Here is a 20,672-nt window from a genome sequence, read left to right as displayed (position 1 = left end):
CATGAATCTTCAATATTTTTCTTTAGCAAAGAATACACTTTGATTGTTTCGACTAGTACTGTTTTGCTAAAAAAAATTTAATAAACGCACTCTACGCTAATGAACATCATTGGAGCAGCTTATAGACAAATATAATTCAAATAAACAACACAAAACATACCCTATATGGGGTATATTTAACTATAAATAGCTATATTGAAATTTCATAAAAACCACTAGCCCCTAAATGAAAGAAACTAATATTGCTAAAATCAGGAAAGTTTGGGAAGATGATAATAAAGTATTAAAGCCTACGAAACAAAAATTCTACCTAGAATTAGTAGACCAAATAGCATCCTTATTCACCATAGGCTCCTATTATTATTACATTCTAAATTTTGAAAATCTTAAAATGGAATACGTACACCCATCTGTTGATGACGTTCTAGGAATTAATCCAATTAATTTTTCGGTTGATGTAGTTCTTGATGTAATGCATCCAGAAGATTTATCTAAAATGCATCAAAAAGAACAGAAAGTCTTAAATTTTTTCTTGCATAAAATATCTCTAGAAGAAATGCTTGAATACAAGGTTGTTTACTTGATGAGGTTAAGAAACGCGGAGGGAGTGTATAAAACGATTCTGCACCAAGTAAAAACATTAACTGTATCAGAAGATGGTAAAATACAGCGAGTGATCGGGATTCATACTGATGTGACTCATTTAAACATGCCGATTGATCACAAAATATCTTTTATTAGTCAAACCAAACCTTCCTATTTTGCAATAGAAACTGATGCAGAATACCATCTAATGAGAGATCGATTTGCTAAATTATTTACGAAAAGAGAAAAGGAAATTATAAAGAAAATTTCTGAAGGTAATGATTTTAATAATCTAGCGGAACACTTCAACCTGTCTCCTCATACAATCCAGACTCACAAAAAAAACATATTAAAAAAGTCGCATTGTAAAAACATAACCGAACTAGTTACAAAATGCATTCGTGAGGGTATCATTTAAGCGATCTGTAAAAACTTATCATAAAATCCTTAAAATATAGAATCATATTATTTAACAAGCTTACATAGGCAACTAAAATAAAAAACTATAAAACAGAAAAGCCTCACAAATTAAATTTGTGAGGCTTATTTATCTGTGAGCGCAGAAGGATTCGAACCTTCGACCGCCTCCTTAGAAGGGAGGTGCTCTATCCAGCTGAGCTATGCGCCCATTAACAATACTAAGTATTGATAATGCAATTAAATTCTTTACTTCGTCGGGGTGGCAGGATTCGAACCTGCGACCTCCTCGTCCCAAACGAGGCGCGATGACCGGGCTACGCTACACCCCGAAGTATAGAAAATTGTAAAAAATTGCGGAGAGGAAGGGATTCGAACCCCCGGTACCCGTAAAGGTACAACTCCTTAGCAGGGAGCCCCGTTCGACCACTCCGGCACCTCTCCTAGATTTTTAACAATCTGTTTATTTAATATTGTAAAAGAACTTATTTTTTGCGTGTGCAAATCTACACTACCTTTACGTATTACACAACCTTTTTGAGGTTTTTTTTCAATAATATTTCGCTTTTTTTTTCTCTACAACGCCCAAAACACACCAACTCTCTGAAATCAAATAAATTACCAAAACAACTCAGATAACAAGAAATCCTTTTTAATTTAAAATTTCATGTCCTCTTCCCCATTTACGTCAGAAACCCTCTTTATTTTATTCTGGGTACTCAATTCTTAGGTGATAAATATTTTTCAATTTTTTCTTTAGCACCTTTTTAATCGTTTCAATTTCTCTAAAAGTAATGTCAGCATTTCTAAACTGGCCATCTTCCATTTGCTTTGCAACAATCCTATCAATTAATACATCTATAGATTGCGCTGTTGGCTCTTTTAAACTCTTCGAAGCAGCTTCAGCAGCGTCACTCATCATTAATATCGCGGTCTCTTTAGAAAAAGGAATTGGCCCTGGGTATTGAAAATCTTCTTTATTGATGTCCTCCAAATTCCCTTCCTCTTCTTTTTTTAAGAAGTAATACACGGTACTAGTTCCATGATGGGTTCTTATAAAATCAATGATTCTATCGGGTAGTCCGTATTTTTTAGCCAGCTCAATCCCATTTAAAGTATGATTGATTATGATTCTAGCACTATCCTTTGGCGTTAAATCATCATGCGGATTGACTGAAGTAGATTGATTTTCGGTGAAATACATCGGGTTTACCATTTTACCAATATCATGATACAAAGCTCCAGTCCTAACCAACATAGAGTTTGCTCCAATTTCATTGGCTGCTGCTTCCGCCAAGTTGGCAACCTGCATAGAGTGTTGAAAAGTACCTGGTGCTTTTTCATTCAGATCTCTGAGTAATTTTGAATTTGTATTTGAAAGTTCTAATAAAGTTACATCAGAAACCAAACCAAAAGTTTTCTCATACATCCATATCAAAAACAATGACAAAAATGACAAAACACCATTCAAAGCAAACATGACAAAGTAATCCCAGTTTATCTGTGTAATGGATCCTTCATGAATAATTGAAAACGCGAAATACGTTAACATATAAATCAATGTAATTTGGCCTACCGAAATAAATAAGTTAGCACGCTTATACAACTCAGAAACGGTTAAAATTGTAACGATCCCAGCAATGATCTGAAGATAAATAAACTCAAAACTATTAGGTACAATAAACCCTAACAACAAAACAGTTAAAACATGTGTAAAAAGTCCCAATCGAGCATCAAAAAAAGCTTTTAATACAATGGGTAAAATACTCAAAGGCACCACATAAAGGTAATCTACCTGATATTTGATTGTAAACGTAACTAAAAATATCATCAATAATATATTGAAGAAAATAAAGGTTACCTTCATATTATCATCAAAAATCTCAGCTCGATCTTTCCTTAAGAACAGCAACAACATCAACAATGCCAAAGAAACCAAAACGGTATACCCAAACACAATCCAATAATAATTAGCTTGACTCCATGTTTGAGATTTGTATTCATTTTTTAAAGAGTTCAGGATGTCGAATTTTTTACCTTCTACAATATCTCCTTTAAAAACAATCAACTGATTAGCACTTATCAAACCAGTTGTATAAGAAATAGAATTGATCGAATTCTGAAGCGCCTTATTTGTGAAATTTTCATCATATCGAATATTTCCTTTTACCACCTGCGGAATTATTCGAATCAAATCATCATTATATTTATAATTTGATCGTGAAGAAATTTTAGATTGTATAAATTGAAATAGCTCATTAGAGGCGATAAAATCATCAAAAGACACTTCAATAATTTCATTCCCTCTTCTAAGAATTACTTGTTCTGAAGGATCTGAAACTTTTGCCTCACTCGCAGCATCCACAAAGCCTTTTTTATACAAACCGGACAATATTGAATTCCCTTTAGCCATAATGACACGCACGGTTAAAGAATCTACATTCAATTCTTTCACTTTTTGCAACATTTGCTTTTGAACTTCTGGAAAAACGGTATAATCGTACTCAAAAAACAATTTTGACTTTAAAGTCAATTCCCTTTTTTCTTGTTCAATTAAATCAGGACTTTTCTGAATTGCAAAGTCAAATGGAGCATATAAATTTTCATATTGCCATGGTTTTCCCTTTTGAAATTCATACTTAAACTTCCCTCCTTTTGGAAAAAAATACACTACTAAAAAAACAGTAATGATAAACAGAAAAACTTTATAAATTACAGAATTATTCTGATAAATTGTATTGATGATTTTTTTCATGTAATCTTAATTGATAGTCAAAAATAAACAAATTTAAAGGGAGTATGATTTCTAACCAATATTTTATTAATTCTAGATTATTTTTTACATTTAAGCAGCATCTATTCTCAATGTCAATCCGAATATTTTCTCGAATTATTTGAGTACTTTCGCAGGAACCTCTTTCTTAATCCTTAAAGCTTATGAACAAAAAAGTAGTGATTGTTTCAGCCGTACGAACTCCGATAGGTAGTTTTCTTGGAAGCTTATCTAGCGTATCAGCAACAGATCTAGGTGCTATCGCTATCAAAGGGGCTTTGGAAAAAATAAATTTAGCGCCCCATATGGTGGAAGAAGTTTTAATGGGAAATGTACTTCAAGCTAACCTAGGACAGGCGCCTGCAAAACAAGCTGCATTAAAAGCAGGAATCCCTGATACAGTTCCTTGTACTACTATCAATAAGGTATGTGCCTCTGGAATGAAAACGGTAACGCAAGCCGTGCAATCTATTCTTTGTGGTGATGCAGAAATTATTGTTGCAGGAGGTATGGAAAACATGTCGCAGGCTCCTCACTATTTCAAAGCAAGACAAGGAACTAAATTTGGAAACTTAAATTTAGTAGACGGATTGTTAAAAGATGGATTAACCAATGTATATGACCAACAACACATGGGAGTATGTGCAGACCTTTGTGCAGAAACCTATAAAATAAGCAGAACTCAACAAGACGATTTTGCAGAAAACTCCTATAAAAAAGCCAAACAAACATGGGATAATAATGGATTTTCTGAAGAAATTATACCTGTAAGCATTCCGCAAAGAAAAGGAGATCCTATTGTTGTGGATAGAGATGAGGAGTTCCTTAAAGTTAATTTTGAAAAAATGAGAGCCTTGAAACCTGCTTTTTCAAAAGAAGGAACCGTAACCGCAGCCAATGCCTCTACTTTAAATGATGGTGCTGCCGCTTTAGTTCTTATGTCAGAAGAAAAAGCTTTGGAACTTAATTTAACTCCCCTTGCCAGCATTCTTGGCTATGCAGATGCATCGCAAGAGCCGGAATTTTTTACTACTAGTCCTTCTAAAGCATTACCTAAAGCGCTTTCAAAAGCAAACATAACTTTAGACGAGGTAGATTATTTTGAATTAAACGAAGCTTTTTCTGTAGTTGGACTTGCCAATTGCGACATCTTAGATATTCCATTAAACAAAACAAATATAAAAGGAGGTTCCGTTGCATTAGGACATCCTTTGGGTTGTTCAGGTGCAAGAATTTTAGTTACTTTGACCCATATTCTTTTTAGCAACAATGGTAACATTGGAGCTGCAGGAATTTGTAATGGCGGTGGTGGTGCCACTGCAATTATTATTGAAAAAAACAAAAACAATTAATGGATTACGGAATTTGTAATTTAAGCATCGTTCCTTTACGCGACGAACCCTCTGATAAAGCTGAATTGGTATCTCAAATATTGTTCGGAGAACATTTTAAAGTACTCGAAATCCGTAAAAAATGGAGTAAAATTCGTTTGGCATTTGACAGCTATGAGGGCTGGTTAGACAACAAACAATTTGAATTGATTGAAAAAGAAATGTATGAATCACTAGAGAAGGCTCCCAAAATTTTGGCAGGCAATCTAGTAGACTTTATTTCTAATCAAAAAAATGAATTGATGACGGTTCCTATTGGTGCAAACCTTCCAAATTTCAGCAATAACAAGTTTTCTATTGCAAACGAACATTATAGTTATGATGGAGATGTTTTAAGCTCTCAACGCCCTAAATCAAATTTAATTCAAACTGCTTTTTTATTTTTAAATAGTCCCTACTTATGGGGTGGAAAAACTCCATTTGGCATTGATTGCTCTGGTTTTTCACAGTTGGTCTACAAATTGAATGGTTATAGTTTAAAAAGAGATGCATCGCAGCAAGCCAAACAAGGAGAAGTATTGAGCTTTATTGAAGAAAGTGAACCAGGAGATTTGGCCTTTTTTGATAATGATGAAGGAGCCATCACTCACGTTGGAATTATCATGAAAGATAATTACATCATTCATGCCCATGGAAAAGTTAGAATAGATAGACTAGACCATTCTGGAATTTATAATGTGGATTCTAAAAGACACACCCACAAACTGCGGGTAATCAAAAAAATAATTTAAGGAGTGTTAAATATCTGATAACTAAAAAAAATTAAAATAAACTAGATGATACTTTAGTATCTTTGGCAGCATATTAGAATTGACTTCATTACAATGAAAAAAATATTATTTGTTTTTACACTTTTATTACTATTATTTACTTCTTGTGAAGATGATGATTTTTGTGATGACCCAACGACTCCAAGACTAATTATTGGATTTTTCGATAAAGAAGATCCTACTACTAAAAAACAAGTACCTATTTATGCTTGGGCAGATCAAAAAGACTCAATTTATCAATTCGTATTGACTGATTCTATTTTACTGCCACTAAACACCCAGTCAACTTCAACCAAATACCTCTTATCAACTTCTTTTAATATCGATACACTCGATTTAACCTATACAACTTCAGATGTTTTTATATCTGAAGGATGTGGCTATATTGCTCACTTTAATGATTTTGGAGCAACTTTAGTTGAAGAAGAAAAAGAAGAAGAGGATACCGAAAGCCCAAACTGGATTGATAGAATAGAGGTAAACGTTACAAAAATTGAAAATGAAACAGAGACGCATATTAAGGTTTACCATTAGTTTTTGTTTTATACTGTTTGTAACCCTTGCAAACAGTCAAGAAAAAACAGAACCAGAAAAAAAACAAGATACAGAGGTTGTTGCAAAAACATCTACCATAGATGCAGACTCTATTGTTGTATATAAAAAAAACTATGGATTAAGATTGGGGATTGATATTGTAAAACCCATATTATCTGCAGTGAAAACCAACTACAGTGGTTTTGAAATTGTAGGTGACTATAGAATTAAAAAAAACTTATACATTGCAGCGGAAATTGGTGTTGCTGAGCAAGTAAAAAGAAGAGATACTTATGCTTTTACCGCCAGTGGATCGTACATTTCTGCAGGTATTAACTGGAACACCTTTAAAAACTGGCTGGAAATGGATAACGAAATCTATGTTGGTGCTCGTTATGGTTTTAGTTTATTTGATCAGACCGTTGATGGTTATACTATTTATCAAGAAGGAACGGAAATTGATGGTATCTCTGGTCCTTATTTTGAACCGAGAACAAATTTAACACCAAGAACATACGAAAACTTAACAGCGCATTGGTTTGGGTTGTTATTCGGGTTGAAGGTAGAAACTCTCAAAAATTTATATCTGGGTGCTCATATTCAATTTAATTTTATGCTGAATCAAACGCAACCTGATAATTTTCAAAACCTATATGTTCCCGGATTTAACAAAGTTTTTTCTACCGGAACAGGTCTTGGTTTTGGATACACTATCGCTTATAGAATACCATTGTACAAAAGATAACCTCTATGCAAAAAATACCTAGTGTTAATTTACAGGATTTTTTATCTGAAAATCCTGAAAAGAAAAAAGCTTTTACTCAAGAAATTGGTACTGCTTTTAATGAAATTGGTTTTGTGGCTCTAAAAGGTCATTTTTTAAGTGATCCATTAACAAATAGCCTCTACAAAGAAATCAAACATTTTTTTGAACTTCCGGAAGATGTGAAAAAAAAATATGAGATTGAAGGTATTGGCGGACAAAGAGGATATACTTCTTTTGGAAAAGAAAGTGCTAAAGGTAAAAAAGAAGCTGACCTAAAAGAATTTTGGCACTTTGGACAATATGTACAAAATGACGCTACACTAAAAAAACAATACCCAGAAAATGTTATTGTTTCTGAAATTCCTGAATTTAACAGAATCGGGAAAGAAGCTTTTCAGTTATTAGAAAAAACTGCAAAATATGTTTTACGCGCTATTGCCTTGCATCTAAAATTAGATGAATTCTATTTTGATTCTTATATTTTAAATGGAAACAGTATTCTTAGACCGATCCACTATCCTCCTATTGAAGATAAACCTAAGGGAGCAGAACGTGCCGCTGCACATGGAGATATCAATTTAATAACGTTATTGATGGGAGCACATGGAAAAGGGCTTCAAGTACAAAATCATAATGGTGATTGGATTGACGCGATTGCGCAACCTGATGAATTAATGATTAATGTAGGAGACATGCTTTCTAGATTAACTAACAATAAATTAAAATCTACCATCCACAAGGTAATCAATCCTCCGAAAGAACTTTGGGGAACCTCTAGATACTCTATTCCTTTTTTCATGCATCCAAAAGCTGAAATGAAGTTGAACTGTTTGGATGCTTGCATTGATGAAAACAACCCCAAATTATACGAAGATATTACCGCAGGTGAATTTTTAACAGAACGGTTAATTGAATTAGGACTGATAAAAGAATAGGCATGGATAAAAATATAGTAAGAGTATTTATTCTAGGTTTTATTTGGGTTGCTACCGGGATAGTGATCAACCTAACTAAAGAGGAAGAAGGTGCAGGAGTTTTGGCACTAGCAATTGGACTTTCCATAGAATCTATTGCGCTCATTATGTTCTTTTGGAAAAAAATTAAAAACAAATAATAGAGAGTTAGCATGGCTAAAAAAACATTAACGGACTTATCAGATTTGGGAGGATTTGTATTCTCTACAAACGATGATTTCGATTTAAATCAAAACGAAGAACTAGAAACTCTTTCTCCTAAGGATCAAAGATTAGAGGCCTTATTTTCTAACAAAGGAAGAGGAGGAAAAACAGTAACCGTAATTAAAGGTTTTGAAGGATCAGAAGCTGACTTAAAAGCTTTAGGAAAAAAACTTAAAACTAAATGTGGCGTTGGAGGCTCTATTAAAGACGGAGAAATTATAATTCAAGGTAAATACCGTGATAAAATCATGGAAATCTTAAAAGCAGATGGTTACAACGTAAAAAGAGTTGGTGGTTAATTAATCTTTGTTTTACCTGCAGCACCACTTTCAAAACTACAACACACACTACCAATTAATTACATCAGTGTTTTTTGATTGTAAGTATTGGTTGGTTTTACTAAAATGTTTGTTTCCGAACCAGTAGCCTCTATTTGCACTTAATGGAGAAGGATGACCTGTTTTCAAAACAAAATGTTTTGTCTCATCAATTTTTCTCCCTTTTTTTTGAGCATAGCCTCCCCATAAAAGAAAAACTACATGCTCGCAATCATTTGAGATTTTTTCAATAACAGCATCCGTAAACTTTTCCCATCCCTTCTTCTGATGCGATCCCGCTTTATGAGCCTCTACGGTTAACGTGGCATTTAACAAAAGGACACCTTGCTCTGCCCAATGAGACAAGTTTCCTGAATATGAAATTTCTAACCCAATATCTGTTGCTAACTCTTTATAAATATTTTTCAAGGAAGGTGGTGGATTTACACCATCTAACACCGAAAAGCTCAAGCCATGTGCCTGTCCAACATCATGATAAGGATCTTGCCCTAATAGTACTACTTTAATATCTTTCAATCTACACGCATTAAATGCAGCAAAAATATCTTCCTTTTTTGGAAAACAAGTTGTTGTTTTGTATTCCTTTTCTACAAAAATTTCTAACTCTTTAAAATAAGGTTTTTGGAACTCATTTTTTAAAATATCTTTCCACTCGGCACTTAAATTTTCTAACATAAGGTATCAATTGGCACAAATATAAAATCATTCTTCTTAATTCTAAAAAAATTATCGTGTAACTCTTGACAGAAAACAATTCTTTTTATGAAATATCCTTACTTTTGTAAGCACTACAATCATCTTAAATTGTAGAAGAAAAACTACGTATTTCAATGGGATTTATATCACAAAAAACATTAGACGACTTAGAATTTAATTCTATTTTAAATAGTGTTGAAGAGCACTGCATATCTGACTTAGGAAAAAAATTAGTACAAGAAATCAAACCGATTTCTAACAAACCTGATTTATTTATTGAGCTAGCGCAAGTAAAGGAATATAATTCTTCGCTTATAAGTGAAAACAGAATTCCTAATCATTATTTTGAAGATCTTACAAAAGAAATACATCTTTTAAAAATAGAAAACAGCCGTTTAGACGCAGCTTCTTTTTTAAAAATTGCCACAAACTCTGAAACCGTTAATGAACTCTTACTTTTCTTTAAGAAATTTGCTGATTATTTCCCAACACTTCTTTCTAAATCGTCTGAAATTGAATATACAAAGACTGCGATAGACGAAATACAAAAAATAATTACTCCCTATGGTGAAGTACAAGATAAAGCCTCTACTTTTTTAAGAGAAATTCGAAAAGAAATAAATATTGCAAGAGCAAAATTAAGTAGTTCTTTTTCTCGAGAAATGAGCAGGTATGACAGTGCAGGATATCTAGATGATATTAGAGAGTCTGTTGTAGACAACCAGCGTGTTTTAGCGGTTCAAAACATGCATAGAAAAAAAGTAAAAGGAAGTTTATTAGGAAGTTCTAAAACAGGAAGTATTGTTTTTATTGCCCCGCAAGCGACTCTAGAGCTGCATAGAGAAATACAAAATCTACAACATGATGAGAAACAAGAAATCAACAGACTACTTAAAGTTTTAACCGAAACAATTCGCCCGTTTTTCCCTTTATTCATCAGTTATCAATCCTACCTAACAAAACTAGATTGTATCGGTGCAAAGGCCAAACATGCCTATGCCAATAATGCATTATTACCTAAATTCTCTGACTCAAAAAGAATCTATTTTCAAGAGGCCTATCATCCAATATTACTAGAAAAGAACAGAAAGGCAGCATTACCTATTATTCCTCAAACCCTTGAATTGAGTGAACAACAGCAAATTATTGTTATCTCAGGGCCTAATGCTGGTGGAAAAAGTATCACATTAAAAACAATTGGTTTACTACAAGTAATGGTACAGAGCGGTATGCTAATTCCGGTTGATGAACATAGTGAAACTTATTTTTTTGACACCATTTTATCTGATATTGGAGACAACCAATCCATAGAAAACCAATTAAGCACCTATAGTTATCGCCTTAAAAACATGCGTGGTTTCTTAAAAAGATGTAACGAACATACATTATTTCTAATTGATGAATTTGGTACAGGAAGTGATCCAGATTTAGGAGGAGCCCTTGCTGAGATTTTTTTAGAAGAATTTTATACAAAAAAAGCATTTGGGGTAATTACAACTCACTACTCCAATTTAAAAGTATTGGCTAATGAATTGGAAAATGTAAGTAATGCAAACATGCAGTTTGATGAGCGAACCTTAGAACCTTTATTCAAATTACATATTGGACAAGCAGGAAGCTCCTTTACTTTTGAGGTTGCTCAAAAAAACGGAATCCCTTTTAGTTTGATCAACAGAGCAAAGAAAAAGGTAGAGGGAGAAAAAATCAGATTGGATAAAACAATTTCTAAACTTCAAAAAGAAAGAAATCAGTTACAACGAAATTCTCAAGTACTAGAAAACGAACAACTAAAGGCAAAAAACCAAACTCAAAATTTATCTGACAAAGAATCAAAAATAAAGGCGAAACTAAACAGTTTTCAAGAGCTATACGATAAAAACCAAAAAATGTTAACTTTTGGAAGGAAATCAAACGAATTGCTTAATAAATACTTCCAAACCAACAACAAAAAGGCACTTTTTGCTGAATTCAACAAATGGGTATTGATAGAAAAAACTAAATATTTAGAATTGAACCCACCTGTGAAGAAAGATAAAAAAGCAAAAGCAGCGAAAAAAGAAAAAATAAAAGCCGAAAAAATAAAAGAGGTACAGTTAGAAAAAATAGAAAAAGAGATTCTAACAAAAGTTGTAGAGGTACGAAAAGAAAAAGAAGTAGAAGCAAAACGCAAGGCGAAAGAAAAAGCTTCTTATAAATTTAAGGTAAATGACAAAGTAAGACTGATTGATGGAAAGGCTTGTGGAATTATTGATAAAATAGAAAAAAACAAGGTTGTTATTGATTACGGAATGTTTACAACACAAGCAACTTTAGATAAAATTGAGCTTGTTGTTGCTGCTAAAAAATAAATTTAGTTTCTAAAGGGTTATTCATTGTTTTATGTATCTTTAAAATCTAAATATACCCCTATGAAAACTTATGTATTCGCATTATTATGCACAGTAGTAATTAGTCTAAATTCATGTGATCAAAAAACTGCATGTACCGATTTTAAAACAGGTACATTTTTAATTGCAAATGACACTTTATTTGAAAATGCCGCAACCCTTATCAAAACCAAAACTAGTCAACAACAAATAAACAGCAAAGGAGACACCTTATTTGCTAATGTAAAATGGCTGAATGATTGCTCCTACAAACTTTCTTTTGACAAGAAAAAAATGCACTTATCCCCTTTTCATATCAATATTAATACTCGAGGTGGAATTTTAGTAGAATTCGGTATTCCTAATGGGGATATTATGCCTTATGTTTCTGTTATCAAAGGAGAAACAAAAACAGAGACATTTAAAGGTTATTTAAAAAAGGTAAAATAATCAATCATTGTCTACTTCCTCTTCTTCTATTACTGGAGGTGGAGGGGGACTGAAATTACCATCTTCATCAAACCAAGAATCAAATTCAGTTTTTTTGAAGATGTATTCTTTCTTTTGAGGGCCAATTTTTCGATACATGATAGAAAAAATGAATCCAACTATCAATCCTGATAAATGCCCCTCCCATGAGATCCCTTTTTCTATAGGAAAAACATACCAAAACATACTTCCATATAGAAAAATTACCACTAATGAAACGGATATCAATCGGAAATGTTTTCTTAAAATACCGCTGAAGAAAATAAAACTAAATAAAAGGTAGACCACACCGCTCATTCCAACGTGAAACCCCTCTCCTCCTATCAACCAAGTAGAAAACCCGGTTAATAAAGTTCCTAAGATTAGTAGTCTCAAAGCAATTTCATGATAGAAATAATAGATCATTCCAATAAACACAAACACAGGAATGCTGTTATTAAATAAATGTTTGGTATCTGAATGAATAAAAGGAGAACATAAAACGCCAATCAGTCCATCAACTCTTCTTGGATAAACCCCCAATTTGGTGAAATTAAGTCCGAATTTTATTTCTATCCAATACACCAACCACATCAAAAAAACCACAAGCACTGGAATTCTAAAAACTTTTTTTGAATAAGTAAACGGATTATTCTCTTCCATGAATTATTGGGTATATCTAAAAGCTAATTTAAACTTATTCTCCGAAAAAAATCTCTCTCAAAATTGTATTTTTACATCATGAATGAACCATTAGCAGAACGTATCCGTCCGAAAACCTTAGAAGACTACATTAGTCAACAACATTTGGTTGGGCAAACAGGGATATTGACCCAACATATTAAAAAAGGGATCATACCTTCCTTAATTTTATGGGGACCTCCAGGTATCGGAAAAACAACCCTTGCTAATATCATTTCCAAAGAATCTCAAAGGCCTTTTTACACATTAAGTGCTATTAATTCTGGAGTAAAGGATGTGAGAGAGGTAATTGAAAAAGCACGTCAAAGCGGAGGTTTGTTCACCGCTAAGAATCCAATTTTATTTATTGATGAAATTCATAGATTTAGCAAATCACAACAAGACTCTTTATTAGCAGCCGTTGAGAAAGGATGGGTAACGCTTATTGGCGCAACTACTGAAAACCCTAGTTTTGAGGTGATTCCTGCCTTATTATCACGATGCCAGGTTTATATTTTAAATTCTTTTGACAAAACGGATCTTATCAACCTTTTGGAAAGAGCTATGGAAAAAGATGATTTGATTAAATCAAAGGAAGTTATATTGCAAGAAACAGATGCGTTAATTCAAGTTTCAAGTGGTGACGCACGAAAACTGCTTAACGTATTTGAATTAGTGGTGTCCTCAGAGGAAAAACCTGTTACAGTTACCAACGAGCTAGTTTTAAGTAAAGTTCAGAAAAATACGGTACGATATGACAAAACAGGGGAACAACACTATGATATTGTCTCTGCGTTTATTAAATCAATTCGAGGGAGTGACCCTAATGCAGCTGTATATTGGTTGGCAAGAATGATTGAAGGAGGAGAAGACGTAAAATTCATTGCAAGGCGTTTGTTAATTGCTGCATCAGAAGACATCGGAAATGCCAATCCAACGGCATTGATTATGGCCAATTCTACCTTTCAAGCTGTTGCAACTATAGGATATCCTGAATCTCGGATCCTTTTGAGTCAATGTGCCATTTATTTAGCCAATTCACCGAAAAGTAATAGTTCTTACGTCGCTATTAATGAAGCTTTACAACTTGTTCAAAACACAGGTGACTTATCCGTCCCTCTTCACTTACGTAACGCACCAACAAAATTGATGAAGGATCTTAACTATGGAAAGGACTATAAGTACTCTCATAATTATGAAAATAATTTTGTCTCTCAAGAGTTTTTACCAAAAGAAATTGAAAACACCAAATTCTATGAGCCTTGCAATAATACAAGAGAAAACGACTTTAGGAATACGCTAAAAGCACGTTGGCGAGAAAAGTATAATTACTAAATTATTGTTTTGTAAACTTCATTGTGGTAATTCCTGTTGGGGCAGAAAAATCTACATACAATAAGCCATCTTCGTCAAAATAAGCAATTGTATTGATAAAATTCCCATAAGAATCTTTCCATTGGGTTTTGAATACATTAGGCAAAGATGTTTCAAATAGCTTGCAAATAACATCACCTTGTGTATAGTTAATAGATTCGCTAGAGCTTACCTTACCAATATAACTACCACCTGATTTAGTCAATTCTACCACCAAATTTGTATTGTTCTTATAAACCAAAACATCTTTCAAAGCAGGCACTTTGGTGTTTTGGAGAGTTATTGTAGGTGCAGCTACCACAGCAATCGGAACTTCCGCGGCTGGCTGAGGAATGTAGGTATAATTCAACGCTGCAAAACTTTTAAAAGCATTTCTAATACTTTCTTGATATCCCTTTTTAAATTCCTTCTCACTACTTGAACCAATTTCACTGGAAAACACAACATTGTTATAACAGTCCATCAAGTCAAAATTCACTTTACTTCTAAACATCGAAGATTTTTTATTCATCTTCAATTTTAGTCCACCACACTCCATCACCACATATTCTCTCGGAATTTTCTCGGTATCCCAAAACACTTTCATTCCTTCTTTTTCCAATAGATATCTAGTTAGAGAATTCAATTGATACTGATCTCTTGAGTTCTGAAATGAAAATTGATCTGGAACAACCACATAAGCATAGTTATTAATTGTTTTTTGGGCAGAAACAGTGATCGTTAGAAACAGAAAGAAGAGAATTGTTTTTGTCATTTGTACTATTTTAATTTTAAAATTAGTGTAATATCCTTACGATACAAAAAGAAATAACTTAAAGCGAACAATAAAACAAGTATATATTTAGTAACTATTTTAAATTCAAAAAAATCCATTACAAAAAAATAACAAATAATTTGCCCACTTAAAAACAGTACATACTTTAAAAAGTATCGGATGTTTTTCTTATTCAAATTTATGAAATTTTTATCTCCTATCAAGAAAAGAGTCAAAACTAAAATATAGGTAGCTAAAGTAGTCACGGCTGCAGACTTGTAACCTAAATATTTAACTGCCAAAAAAGTGGTTACTAAATTAAATACAACTCCTATCAAGAAGAAAACATTCAATCTCCTTAGTTTATTGGTGAATTTAAATCGTAATTCAAAAAAGTTTGTAAGACCTGTTAATATCACTACAAAAAAGACAACTGGCATTATATCGTATGCAATCCTAAATTTAGGCCCTAAAAACAAAGCTGATATTTCTTTTGAGAAAAAACTTAAATACAAAACTATGGGTATACCAATAACACAGAATATTTTAATATGATTTCTAATTTTTAATATTGAAGTGTCTGTCCCTTTTTCAAACAATTTGATCAAACTAGGGTTTACTGTATTAAAATACACTGTAACAATTGCAGAAATTGAAAGTTGACTAATTTTATATATTTGGTCATAAACACCTACTTCTTCTATTCTTCCAGTCAAGGCGATTATATACCTATCACTAAGTGTTATTAATAATACACAAACATGTATAAACAAACCTGTAATTGCATAGTTACCAATATCTTTTAATGAAATTATATCCATTTTGAATGATTTGAATTTCAACTTCAAAGGGTTTAAAATCAATAGCACCAAAAAGGATAAAATTTCGACAATCATCAAACTTGAAATCATTGCTGAAATATCTACATCCAACATAAACGCAAAGTAAAGGAGCAATAAAAAAGCGATAATACTTCTGATAATTTGAAAAACAGAATAAAATTTTGAATTTCCCTCAATTCTAACAACAACCATGTAACATGCAAACAACTGACTAAAAACCAATTGCAAAAAAGAAAACAAAATCAACTTTTGAACGATATTCCGTACATCCAATACAGACCAACCAACAACTGTAAAAAAAGTAATCACAAAAGATGCTCCAAATAATAATGTGAGATTACCATATAGAAAATCTAACCTATTGTTTTTTTTATAGTTCTCATAAAACCTCCATAGACATGAGCTAATCCATGAATAAAGGATAACATTAATAAAAGAGAAGGAAACCGCAACAATTCCTAGAATCCCATAATCAGTATCCGAATAATGCCGAGTAAAGATACCTGTCTTAGACAGCCCTATAATAATAGGAAATACAGAGGCGAGAAAATACCATGAAAAGTCTTTAACAAACACTTTACTCATTTACGCTAAGTTTTATTTTTTCTAATGCAACGTTGTAATACCTCAAAAGCTTTTCAAATTCATTAGTCCAATTATACTTTAATACTGCTGCAGTCCTACCATTCTTACTATATTTAGTATACAATTCACGATCTGAAAGAACAGTAATCATTGCTTGTGCAAGTTCATTAATACTTTCAGGGTTTACCAAGATTCCACATTTATCCTTTTCTACAAATTCCTTAATATGACCAAAATCACTACCGATTATAGGCAATCCAAAAGTCATGTATTCAAATATCTTAATAAACATTTTAATTTTAAACGACTTTTCAGGGTAGGGAACCAATAAACCAACTTTACTCAGATTATAATAATTTGCCATCTTATCATATCTCACATAATCATGTAATTCTATATTATCATTTAAACCTTGGCTGTTTATAAACTCCTCCATTTTATCCTTTAAGCCATAAGGAGTATATTTTCCTATAAATATTAATTTAAAATCTTTGTACTTTTTTTTAACCAAAACTGATGCTCTTAAAAGCGAAATAGCACCTCTTAGTTCTGTAATTGTACCTGTATAAATAAAATCATACTTTTTTTGTGCATATTTCAAATCACGATACTCATTTTGGTTATCTGTATAATTATAAATAACCTCAGCTTTATCATCACCTATTTTATTTCTAAAATTATTTCTAACTATTTCTTCATTAGAAATAACAAGATCATATTTTTTAGATTTTTTCTTTTCCCAATAATCAACCCATTTTGAAAACAAAACAACAATCATTTTTAACATGCCTGTTTCCTCCGCGTAAGAAACATAATCCTCTGCATATGGTTCACGAGAATCATAAAAAACCACGGGCCTTTGCTTTAATCGTTTAAGTTTACCGCCAATTCTATTTAACCAAAAATCATGAAAATGATAAATATCCGAATGCTGCTTTTTAGCTTCCAAATAAAGCTTTTTATAATTATTATTTGGATTCAATCGTTTCAAAATAAAATTTATAAATCTATTGTTCGAAAACGTTTTAACTTTAAAAACAACAAATTCCACTCCTTCCTTGGTCATTCCTCGGTCATCAGAATCCCCTATCAGCAGATAAACAACTTGATATCCTCTTTTGACTAAAGGAACCGCCATTTTCCAATATATACGATCATCGTACAATTCATGTTTGTCTGCTAAAAAACAAATTTTGAGTGCTTTTCCCGAATTACTTTTCATCTATTAATAAGTTTAAAGGGCATCTCCAATTTTCCATAATTTTCATAAATACTACCAAAGCTTTTATAAAACGAAGCAACACCTTTTATCATTGACCCTTCAAAATCTAAAATTAATTCAGAATCTGAAAACTCTTTTATCAAATCTGTGACCAATAAAGTATGTATCCCGTATTTCTTGGCTTCAATAGATGACACCGGCAATAGATAGGTAATTCTTTTCTTATCTTTTATTAATAAAATAGCCGACAAAAGAATTCCTCCTTTAAACACACCCCAAATTAAAATCTCTTTTCGTTTTAATTCTAAAATCCCCCTTAATTTCCCTGCACTTTCTTTTGATAATTCATAAGGTAATTTTTGACTAATAAGGAAACTTAAAAACTCAGATGAACTAAGTTTTTTGTCCAGAAAGATATCTTTAATAGTATGACTCTTTTTTAATTCTCTTTTTCTATTTTTATTAAATCCCTTAATATTTTCTTCATATGAGTTAGATAAAGGCAATATATAGTTTATTCTTGTTTCTTTATTTGATAAAACAGAATTACCAGAATTAAACTGAATTGTTACTTTCTTAAACTTCGAAGGAATATTTCCAATAAATTCCTTTACCAAATCTTCCGAAATTCGATTTACTGAAAAAACGCCCAATTGTTGTGTCCAACAAGGTGGATATACATACTTAATAAAAAACTTCTGTCTCCATGGCAACGGCATTACCGCTTCATAATCATTAAACACTAAAACGTCCCAATTATCAGCTACTAAATCCAAATACCACGAAAAGGCATACACTCTTGAATTCAATGCCTTTTCAATACACTTGTCATATTTCTGTGTATTGAGATTCTTTCGTTTGATATATTTAATCATTCTTTATCATATCTAAAACATCACCATAAACCCCTTTCCAACCTTTCCAAATACCATAATCACTAAGTATTTCATTATGGAATAAAGTCACAAAAGTTCCATTCACCTTTTTTACTTCTTGTAACAATTCTTTAATTTTCAACAAGGCTTGTTTCGGAGATAAACTCATCATCTCATTTAATGCATAATCATTGACTGCAAAAGGAAATACTTTTAAAGGAGTTTGAATTTCAAAATCAAGATCGTAAAAATAAAAAGGAGTACAAGTGCTCGCCCTAAAACCAAGATAATCAGAATAGCCCATGGTATAATCTTCCTCAACCTCTAAATCAATTAATTTCTGATAGGTTTCTGGCAAATGGTTTCTTAATAAATGCTGTTTCGTTTTAGAAACAGGGGTATTGATAATAGACTCCATTTTTTTCAATTCCTTTTTCATCAACTCCTCCTTTTTCATTGTAAAATAAGACAAGTTCAAACCTACTTTCACATAATCAGACATAGATTTAATTAACAATCTATATTTATCTTTTGTGATAGAAACATTATTATCATAAGTACTTACATTAGATATTAAGAAAAATAATACCGTTGGAAACCGGTATACTTTTTTCAATCTTACAATTTCATCATAAGTATCATACGGATCCTTTTTCACCTTTAACAAAACCAAGGCACGATCAATAAAAGCACTTAATTTAAAAGTAAAAAAATCTATCAAAAAACCACCAATAGAGCGAACCAAACCTTTAGCTCTATAAATATAAGCTTGATTTATGTCAAAAGTACTGATGTATGAAAACGTTCTCTTTTCAAAAGTATGTTCTGGAAATTTTTCCTGTAAAACCTCTAAAAATTTAAATGCCCAAATATCAATTAGCGGTCTTTTTAAAAAACCATTTCTAAAAGCAATGCTCTCTTCCACTGAAAAACGTTCATGTTCATCTTGCACATGCGGTAAATATTCTTCGTACCTACTAATTAAGTAAAAACTAGCCGCAAAAATATCATAGGGTATCGAAGATTTTTTACCTGCAGTAAAAAAACAAGGTACATCCTCATCCCATTTGGCAATAGAAAACTCTATATCATTGATCCCTTGTTCAAACAATAAATCATACGACCTTATAAAAAATTCATTCCCCAACGGCACCTTAGAATAATTTAGCTTGGCTCCGTTAAATGCAACAAATTCCTCTATTTTAGTGGTAAAACTAACCTTAGAATTCAATATCCTTATAAAAATATGCTTAAAAATATAAGTAAGCCTAGGGGTTATTTTATGAGTATATACCAATACCATTTTTGGAGAAATTATTTTATTTAAAGACGACATCCTAAATAATCAAGGCTTCATCGGCAAAGCTAAAATAAGCTTTTTCTGTAATTATTAAATGATCCAGTAGTTTAATATCTAAACTCCGGCCAGCATCCTTAATTTTCTCTGTAACCTCTTTGTCTGCTATACTAGGAATCAAACTTCCAGAAGGATGATTGTGACACAAAATAACACCCGTTGCTAATTGTTCTAACCCTTGTTTAAAAAGCAGCCGAATATCCACTACAGTACCTGTCAAACCTCCTCTGCTCAACATTACCTTCCGCAGTACTTTATTGGAATTATTCAAGAACAACACCCAAAATTCCTCATGCATCAAGTTTCCTATAATAGGCTCCATTAAATCAAACACATCTTTGCTACTTGTAATCTTATCATGAACTTTTGTATCCGCCATCCGTAATCTACTGCCCAACTCAAGTCCGGTTATTATAGAAACAGCTTTCGCTTCTCCAATGCCACGAAACGCTTCTAATTCAGATAAAGACATTTTAAACAGTTTGTTCAAACTATTATCACACTGTGCTAATATTCTTTTGGCCAACTCAACAGCAGACTCATTTCTGTTTCCAGAACCAATCAATATCGCAATCAATTCTGCATCAGACAAAACTCTTTTCCCCTTCAAAATCAACTTTTCACGTGGCCTATCAGAAATATCCCAATTCTTAATTGTAAAAGATTCCTTTTTCATATTGCTTTTTCTATTCAAGATAAG

General features: G+C 32.3%; 20 protein-coding genes and 3 tRNA genes. 11 read left to right on the top strand and 12 right to left on the bottom strand.

Annotated features, from left to right (window positions below; genetic code table 11):
• The first annotated feature begins 226 nt into the window (after positions 1 to 226).
• Entirely contained in the window at positions 227 to 1,003 is a 777-nt protein-coding gene (locus AC2DZ0_RS15420; protein ID WP_484642865.1) for a LuxR C-terminal-related transcriptional regulator, read from the top strand.
• A 136-nt stretch (positions 1,004 to 1,139) separates the two neighbouring features.
• Here the strand turns inward: AC2DZ0_RS15420 and AC2DZ0_RS15415 are convergent.
• The 4 genes from AC2DZ0_RS15415 to AC2DZ0_RS15400 all read right to left on the bottom strand — a co-directional run bounded on the left by AC2DZ0_RS15415 (position 1,140) and on the right by AC2DZ0_RS15400 (position 3,757).
• Positions 1,140 to 1,213, bottom strand: a tRNA-Arg gene (locus AC2DZ0_RS15415).
• 46 nt (positions 1,214 to 1,259) lie between these two features.
• Positions 1,260 to 1,334 (bottom strand) — tRNA-Pro (locus AC2DZ0_RS15410).
• Positions 1,335 to 1,359: 25 nt separating this feature from the next.
• Positions 1,360 to 1,446: transfer RNA gene (locus AC2DZ0_RS15405), tRNA-Ser, on the bottom strand.
• Between the two features lie 262 nt (positions 1,447 to 1,708).
• Complete coding sequence (locus AC2DZ0_RS15400) at positions 1,709 to 3,757, bottom strand: HD family phosphohydrolase (RefSeq protein WP_484642863.1); 2,049 nt, start codon at positions 3,755 to 3,757, stop codon at positions 1,709 to 1,711.
• 182 nt (positions 3,758 to 3,939) lie between these two features.
• Between AC2DZ0_RS15400 and AC2DZ0_RS15395 the strand changes: the two genes are divergently transcribed.
• From AC2DZ0_RS15395 to AC2DZ0_RS15365, 7 genes are all read left to right on the top strand, one after another.
• A complete protein-coding gene (locus tag AC2DZ0_RS15395) occupies positions 3,940 to 5,127 on the top strand; it encodes an acetyl-CoA C-acyltransferase (RefSeq protein ID WP_484642861.1) in 1,188 nt (395 codons plus the stop codon).
• Complete coding sequence (locus AC2DZ0_RS15390; protein WP_484490951.1) at positions 5,127 to 5,897, top strand: C40 family peptidase; 771 nt, start codon at positions 5,127 to 5,129, stop codon at positions 5,895 to 5,897. Before AC2DZ0_RS15395 ends, AC2DZ0_RS15390 begins: the two co-directional genes overlap by 1 nt.
• Positions 5,898 to 5,990: 93 nt before the next feature.
• Positions 5,991 to 6,470: a DUF6452 family protein gene (locus tag AC2DZ0_RS15385; protein WP_484642859.1), complete on the top strand. Its 480-nt coding sequence runs from the start codon at positions 5,991 to 5,993 to the stop codon at positions 6,468 to 6,470.
• A complete protein-coding gene (locus tag AC2DZ0_RS15380; protein WP_484642857.1) occupies positions 6,436 to 7,215 on the top strand; it encodes a DUF6048 family protein in 780 nt (259 codons plus the stop codon). Before AC2DZ0_RS15385 ends, AC2DZ0_RS15380 begins: the two co-directional genes overlap by 35 nt.
• A gap of 5 nt (positions 7,216 to 7,220) precedes the next feature.
• Positions 7,221 to 8,171 carry an isopenicillin N synthase family dioxygenase gene (locus tag AC2DZ0_RS15375; RefSeq protein WP_484642856.1) on the top strand — a complete coding sequence of 317 codons (951 nt, stop codon included), beginning with the start codon at positions 7,221 to 7,223 and terminating at the stop codon, positions 8,169 to 8,171.
• A 2-nt stretch (positions 8,172 to 8,173) separates the two neighbouring features.
• Positions 8,174 to 8,350, top strand: a complete 177-nt coding sequence (locus AC2DZ0_RS15370; RefSeq protein ID WP_484642855.1) for a hypothetical protein — start codon at positions 8,174 to 8,176, stop codon at positions 8,348 to 8,350.
• A 12-nt stretch (positions 8,351 to 8,362) separates the two neighbouring features.
• Positions 8,363 to 8,713 carry a translation initiation factor gene (locus AC2DZ0_RS15365; RefSeq protein WP_484642853.1) on the top strand — a complete coding sequence of 117 codons (351 nt, stop codon included), beginning with the start codon at positions 8,363 to 8,365 and terminating at the stop codon, positions 8,711 to 8,713.
• A 48-nt stretch (positions 8,714 to 8,761) separates the two neighbouring features.
• On the opposite strand, the gene ung is transcribed toward AC2DZ0_RS15365, so the two are convergent.
• Complete coding sequence (gene ung, locus AC2DZ0_RS15360; protein ID WP_484642852.1) at positions 8,762 to 9,427, bottom strand: uracil-DNA glycosylase; 666 nt, start codon at positions 9,425 to 9,427, stop codon at positions 8,762 to 8,764.
• Positions 9,428 to 9,582: 155 nt separating this feature from the next.
• Between ung and AC2DZ0_RS15355 the strand changes: the two genes are divergently transcribed.
• Both AC2DZ0_RS15355 and AC2DZ0_RS15350 read left to right on the top strand, forming a co-directional pair.
• Positions 9,583 to 11,796 carry an endonuclease MutS2 gene (locus AC2DZ0_RS15355; protein WP_484642851.1) on the top strand — a complete coding sequence of 738 codons (2,214 nt, stop codon included), beginning with the start codon at positions 9,583 to 9,585 and terminating at the stop codon, positions 11,794 to 11,796.
• 60 nt (positions 11,797 to 11,856) lie between these two features.
• Complete coding sequence (locus tag AC2DZ0_RS15350) at positions 11,857 to 12,264, top strand: hypothetical protein (RefSeq protein WP_484642849.1); 408 nt, start codon at positions 11,857 to 11,859, stop codon at positions 12,262 to 12,264.
• Here the strand turns inward: AC2DZ0_RS15350 and AC2DZ0_RS15345 are convergent, their stop codons facing one another.
• Entirely contained in the window at positions 12,265 to 12,945 is a 681-nt protein-coding gene (locus AC2DZ0_RS15345; RefSeq protein WP_484642848.1) for a rhomboid family intramembrane serine protease, read from the bottom strand.
• Between the two features lie 78 nt (positions 12,946 to 13,023).
• On the opposite strand from AC2DZ0_RS15345, the gene AC2DZ0_RS15340 reads away from it, so the two are divergent.
• Positions 13,024 to 14,298 (top strand): replication-associated recombination protein A, encoded by a 1,275-nt coding sequence (locus tag AC2DZ0_RS15340; protein WP_484642846.1) that lies wholly within the window; start codon positions 13,024 to 13,026, stop codon positions 14,296 to 14,298.
• Position 14,299: 1 nt separating this feature from the next.
• Here the strand turns inward: AC2DZ0_RS15340 and AC2DZ0_RS15335 are convergent, their stop codons facing one another.
• From AC2DZ0_RS15335 to radC, 6 genes are read right to left on the bottom strand one after another with little or no spacing between them, the layout of a single operon-like run.
• Entirely contained in the window at positions 14,300 to 15,091 is a 792-nt protein-coding gene (locus tag AC2DZ0_RS15335) for a hypothetical protein (protein ID WP_484642845.1), read from the bottom strand.
• A 5-nt stretch (positions 15,092 to 15,096) separates the two neighbouring features.
• A complete protein-coding gene (locus AC2DZ0_RS15330) occupies positions 15,097 to 16,518 on the bottom strand; it encodes a lipopolysaccharide biosynthesis protein (protein ID WP_484642844.1) in 1,422 nt (473 codons plus the stop codon).
• Entirely contained in the window at positions 16,511 to 17,740 is a 1,230-nt protein-coding gene (locus tag AC2DZ0_RS15325; RefSeq protein ID WP_484642843.1) for a glycosyltransferase family 4 protein, read from the bottom strand. The genes AC2DZ0_RS15330 and AC2DZ0_RS15325 overlap by 8 nt, the downstream gene beginning before the upstream one ends.
• A complete protein-coding gene (locus AC2DZ0_RS15320; protein WP_484642841.1) occupies positions 17,737 to 18,615 on the bottom strand; it encodes a hypothetical protein in 879 nt (292 codons plus the stop codon). The genes AC2DZ0_RS15325 and AC2DZ0_RS15320 overlap by 4 nt, the downstream gene beginning before the upstream one ends.
• Positions 18,608 to 19,918 (bottom strand): polysaccharide deacetylase family protein, encoded by a 1,311-nt coding sequence (locus tag AC2DZ0_RS15315; protein WP_484644845.1) that lies wholly within the window; start codon positions 19,916 to 19,918, stop codon positions 18,608 to 18,610. Before AC2DZ0_RS15315 ends, AC2DZ0_RS15320 begins: the two co-directional genes overlap by 8 nt.
• Before the next feature lie 34 nt (positions 19,919 to 19,952).
• Positions 19,953 to 20,648 carry a RadC family protein gene (gene radC, locus AC2DZ0_RS15310; protein ID WP_484642839.1) on the bottom strand — a complete coding sequence of 232 codons (696 nt, stop codon included), beginning with the start codon at positions 20,646 to 20,648 and terminating at the stop codon, positions 19,953 to 19,955.
• Positions 20,649 to 20,672 lie beyond the last annotated feature (24 nt).

The organism is Flavicella sp. IMCC45668 (genome assembly GCF_057219105.1).
The sequence above is the reverse complement of the archived record's forward strand: the minus strand, read 5'-3'. Positions and strand labels throughout refer to the sequence as shown.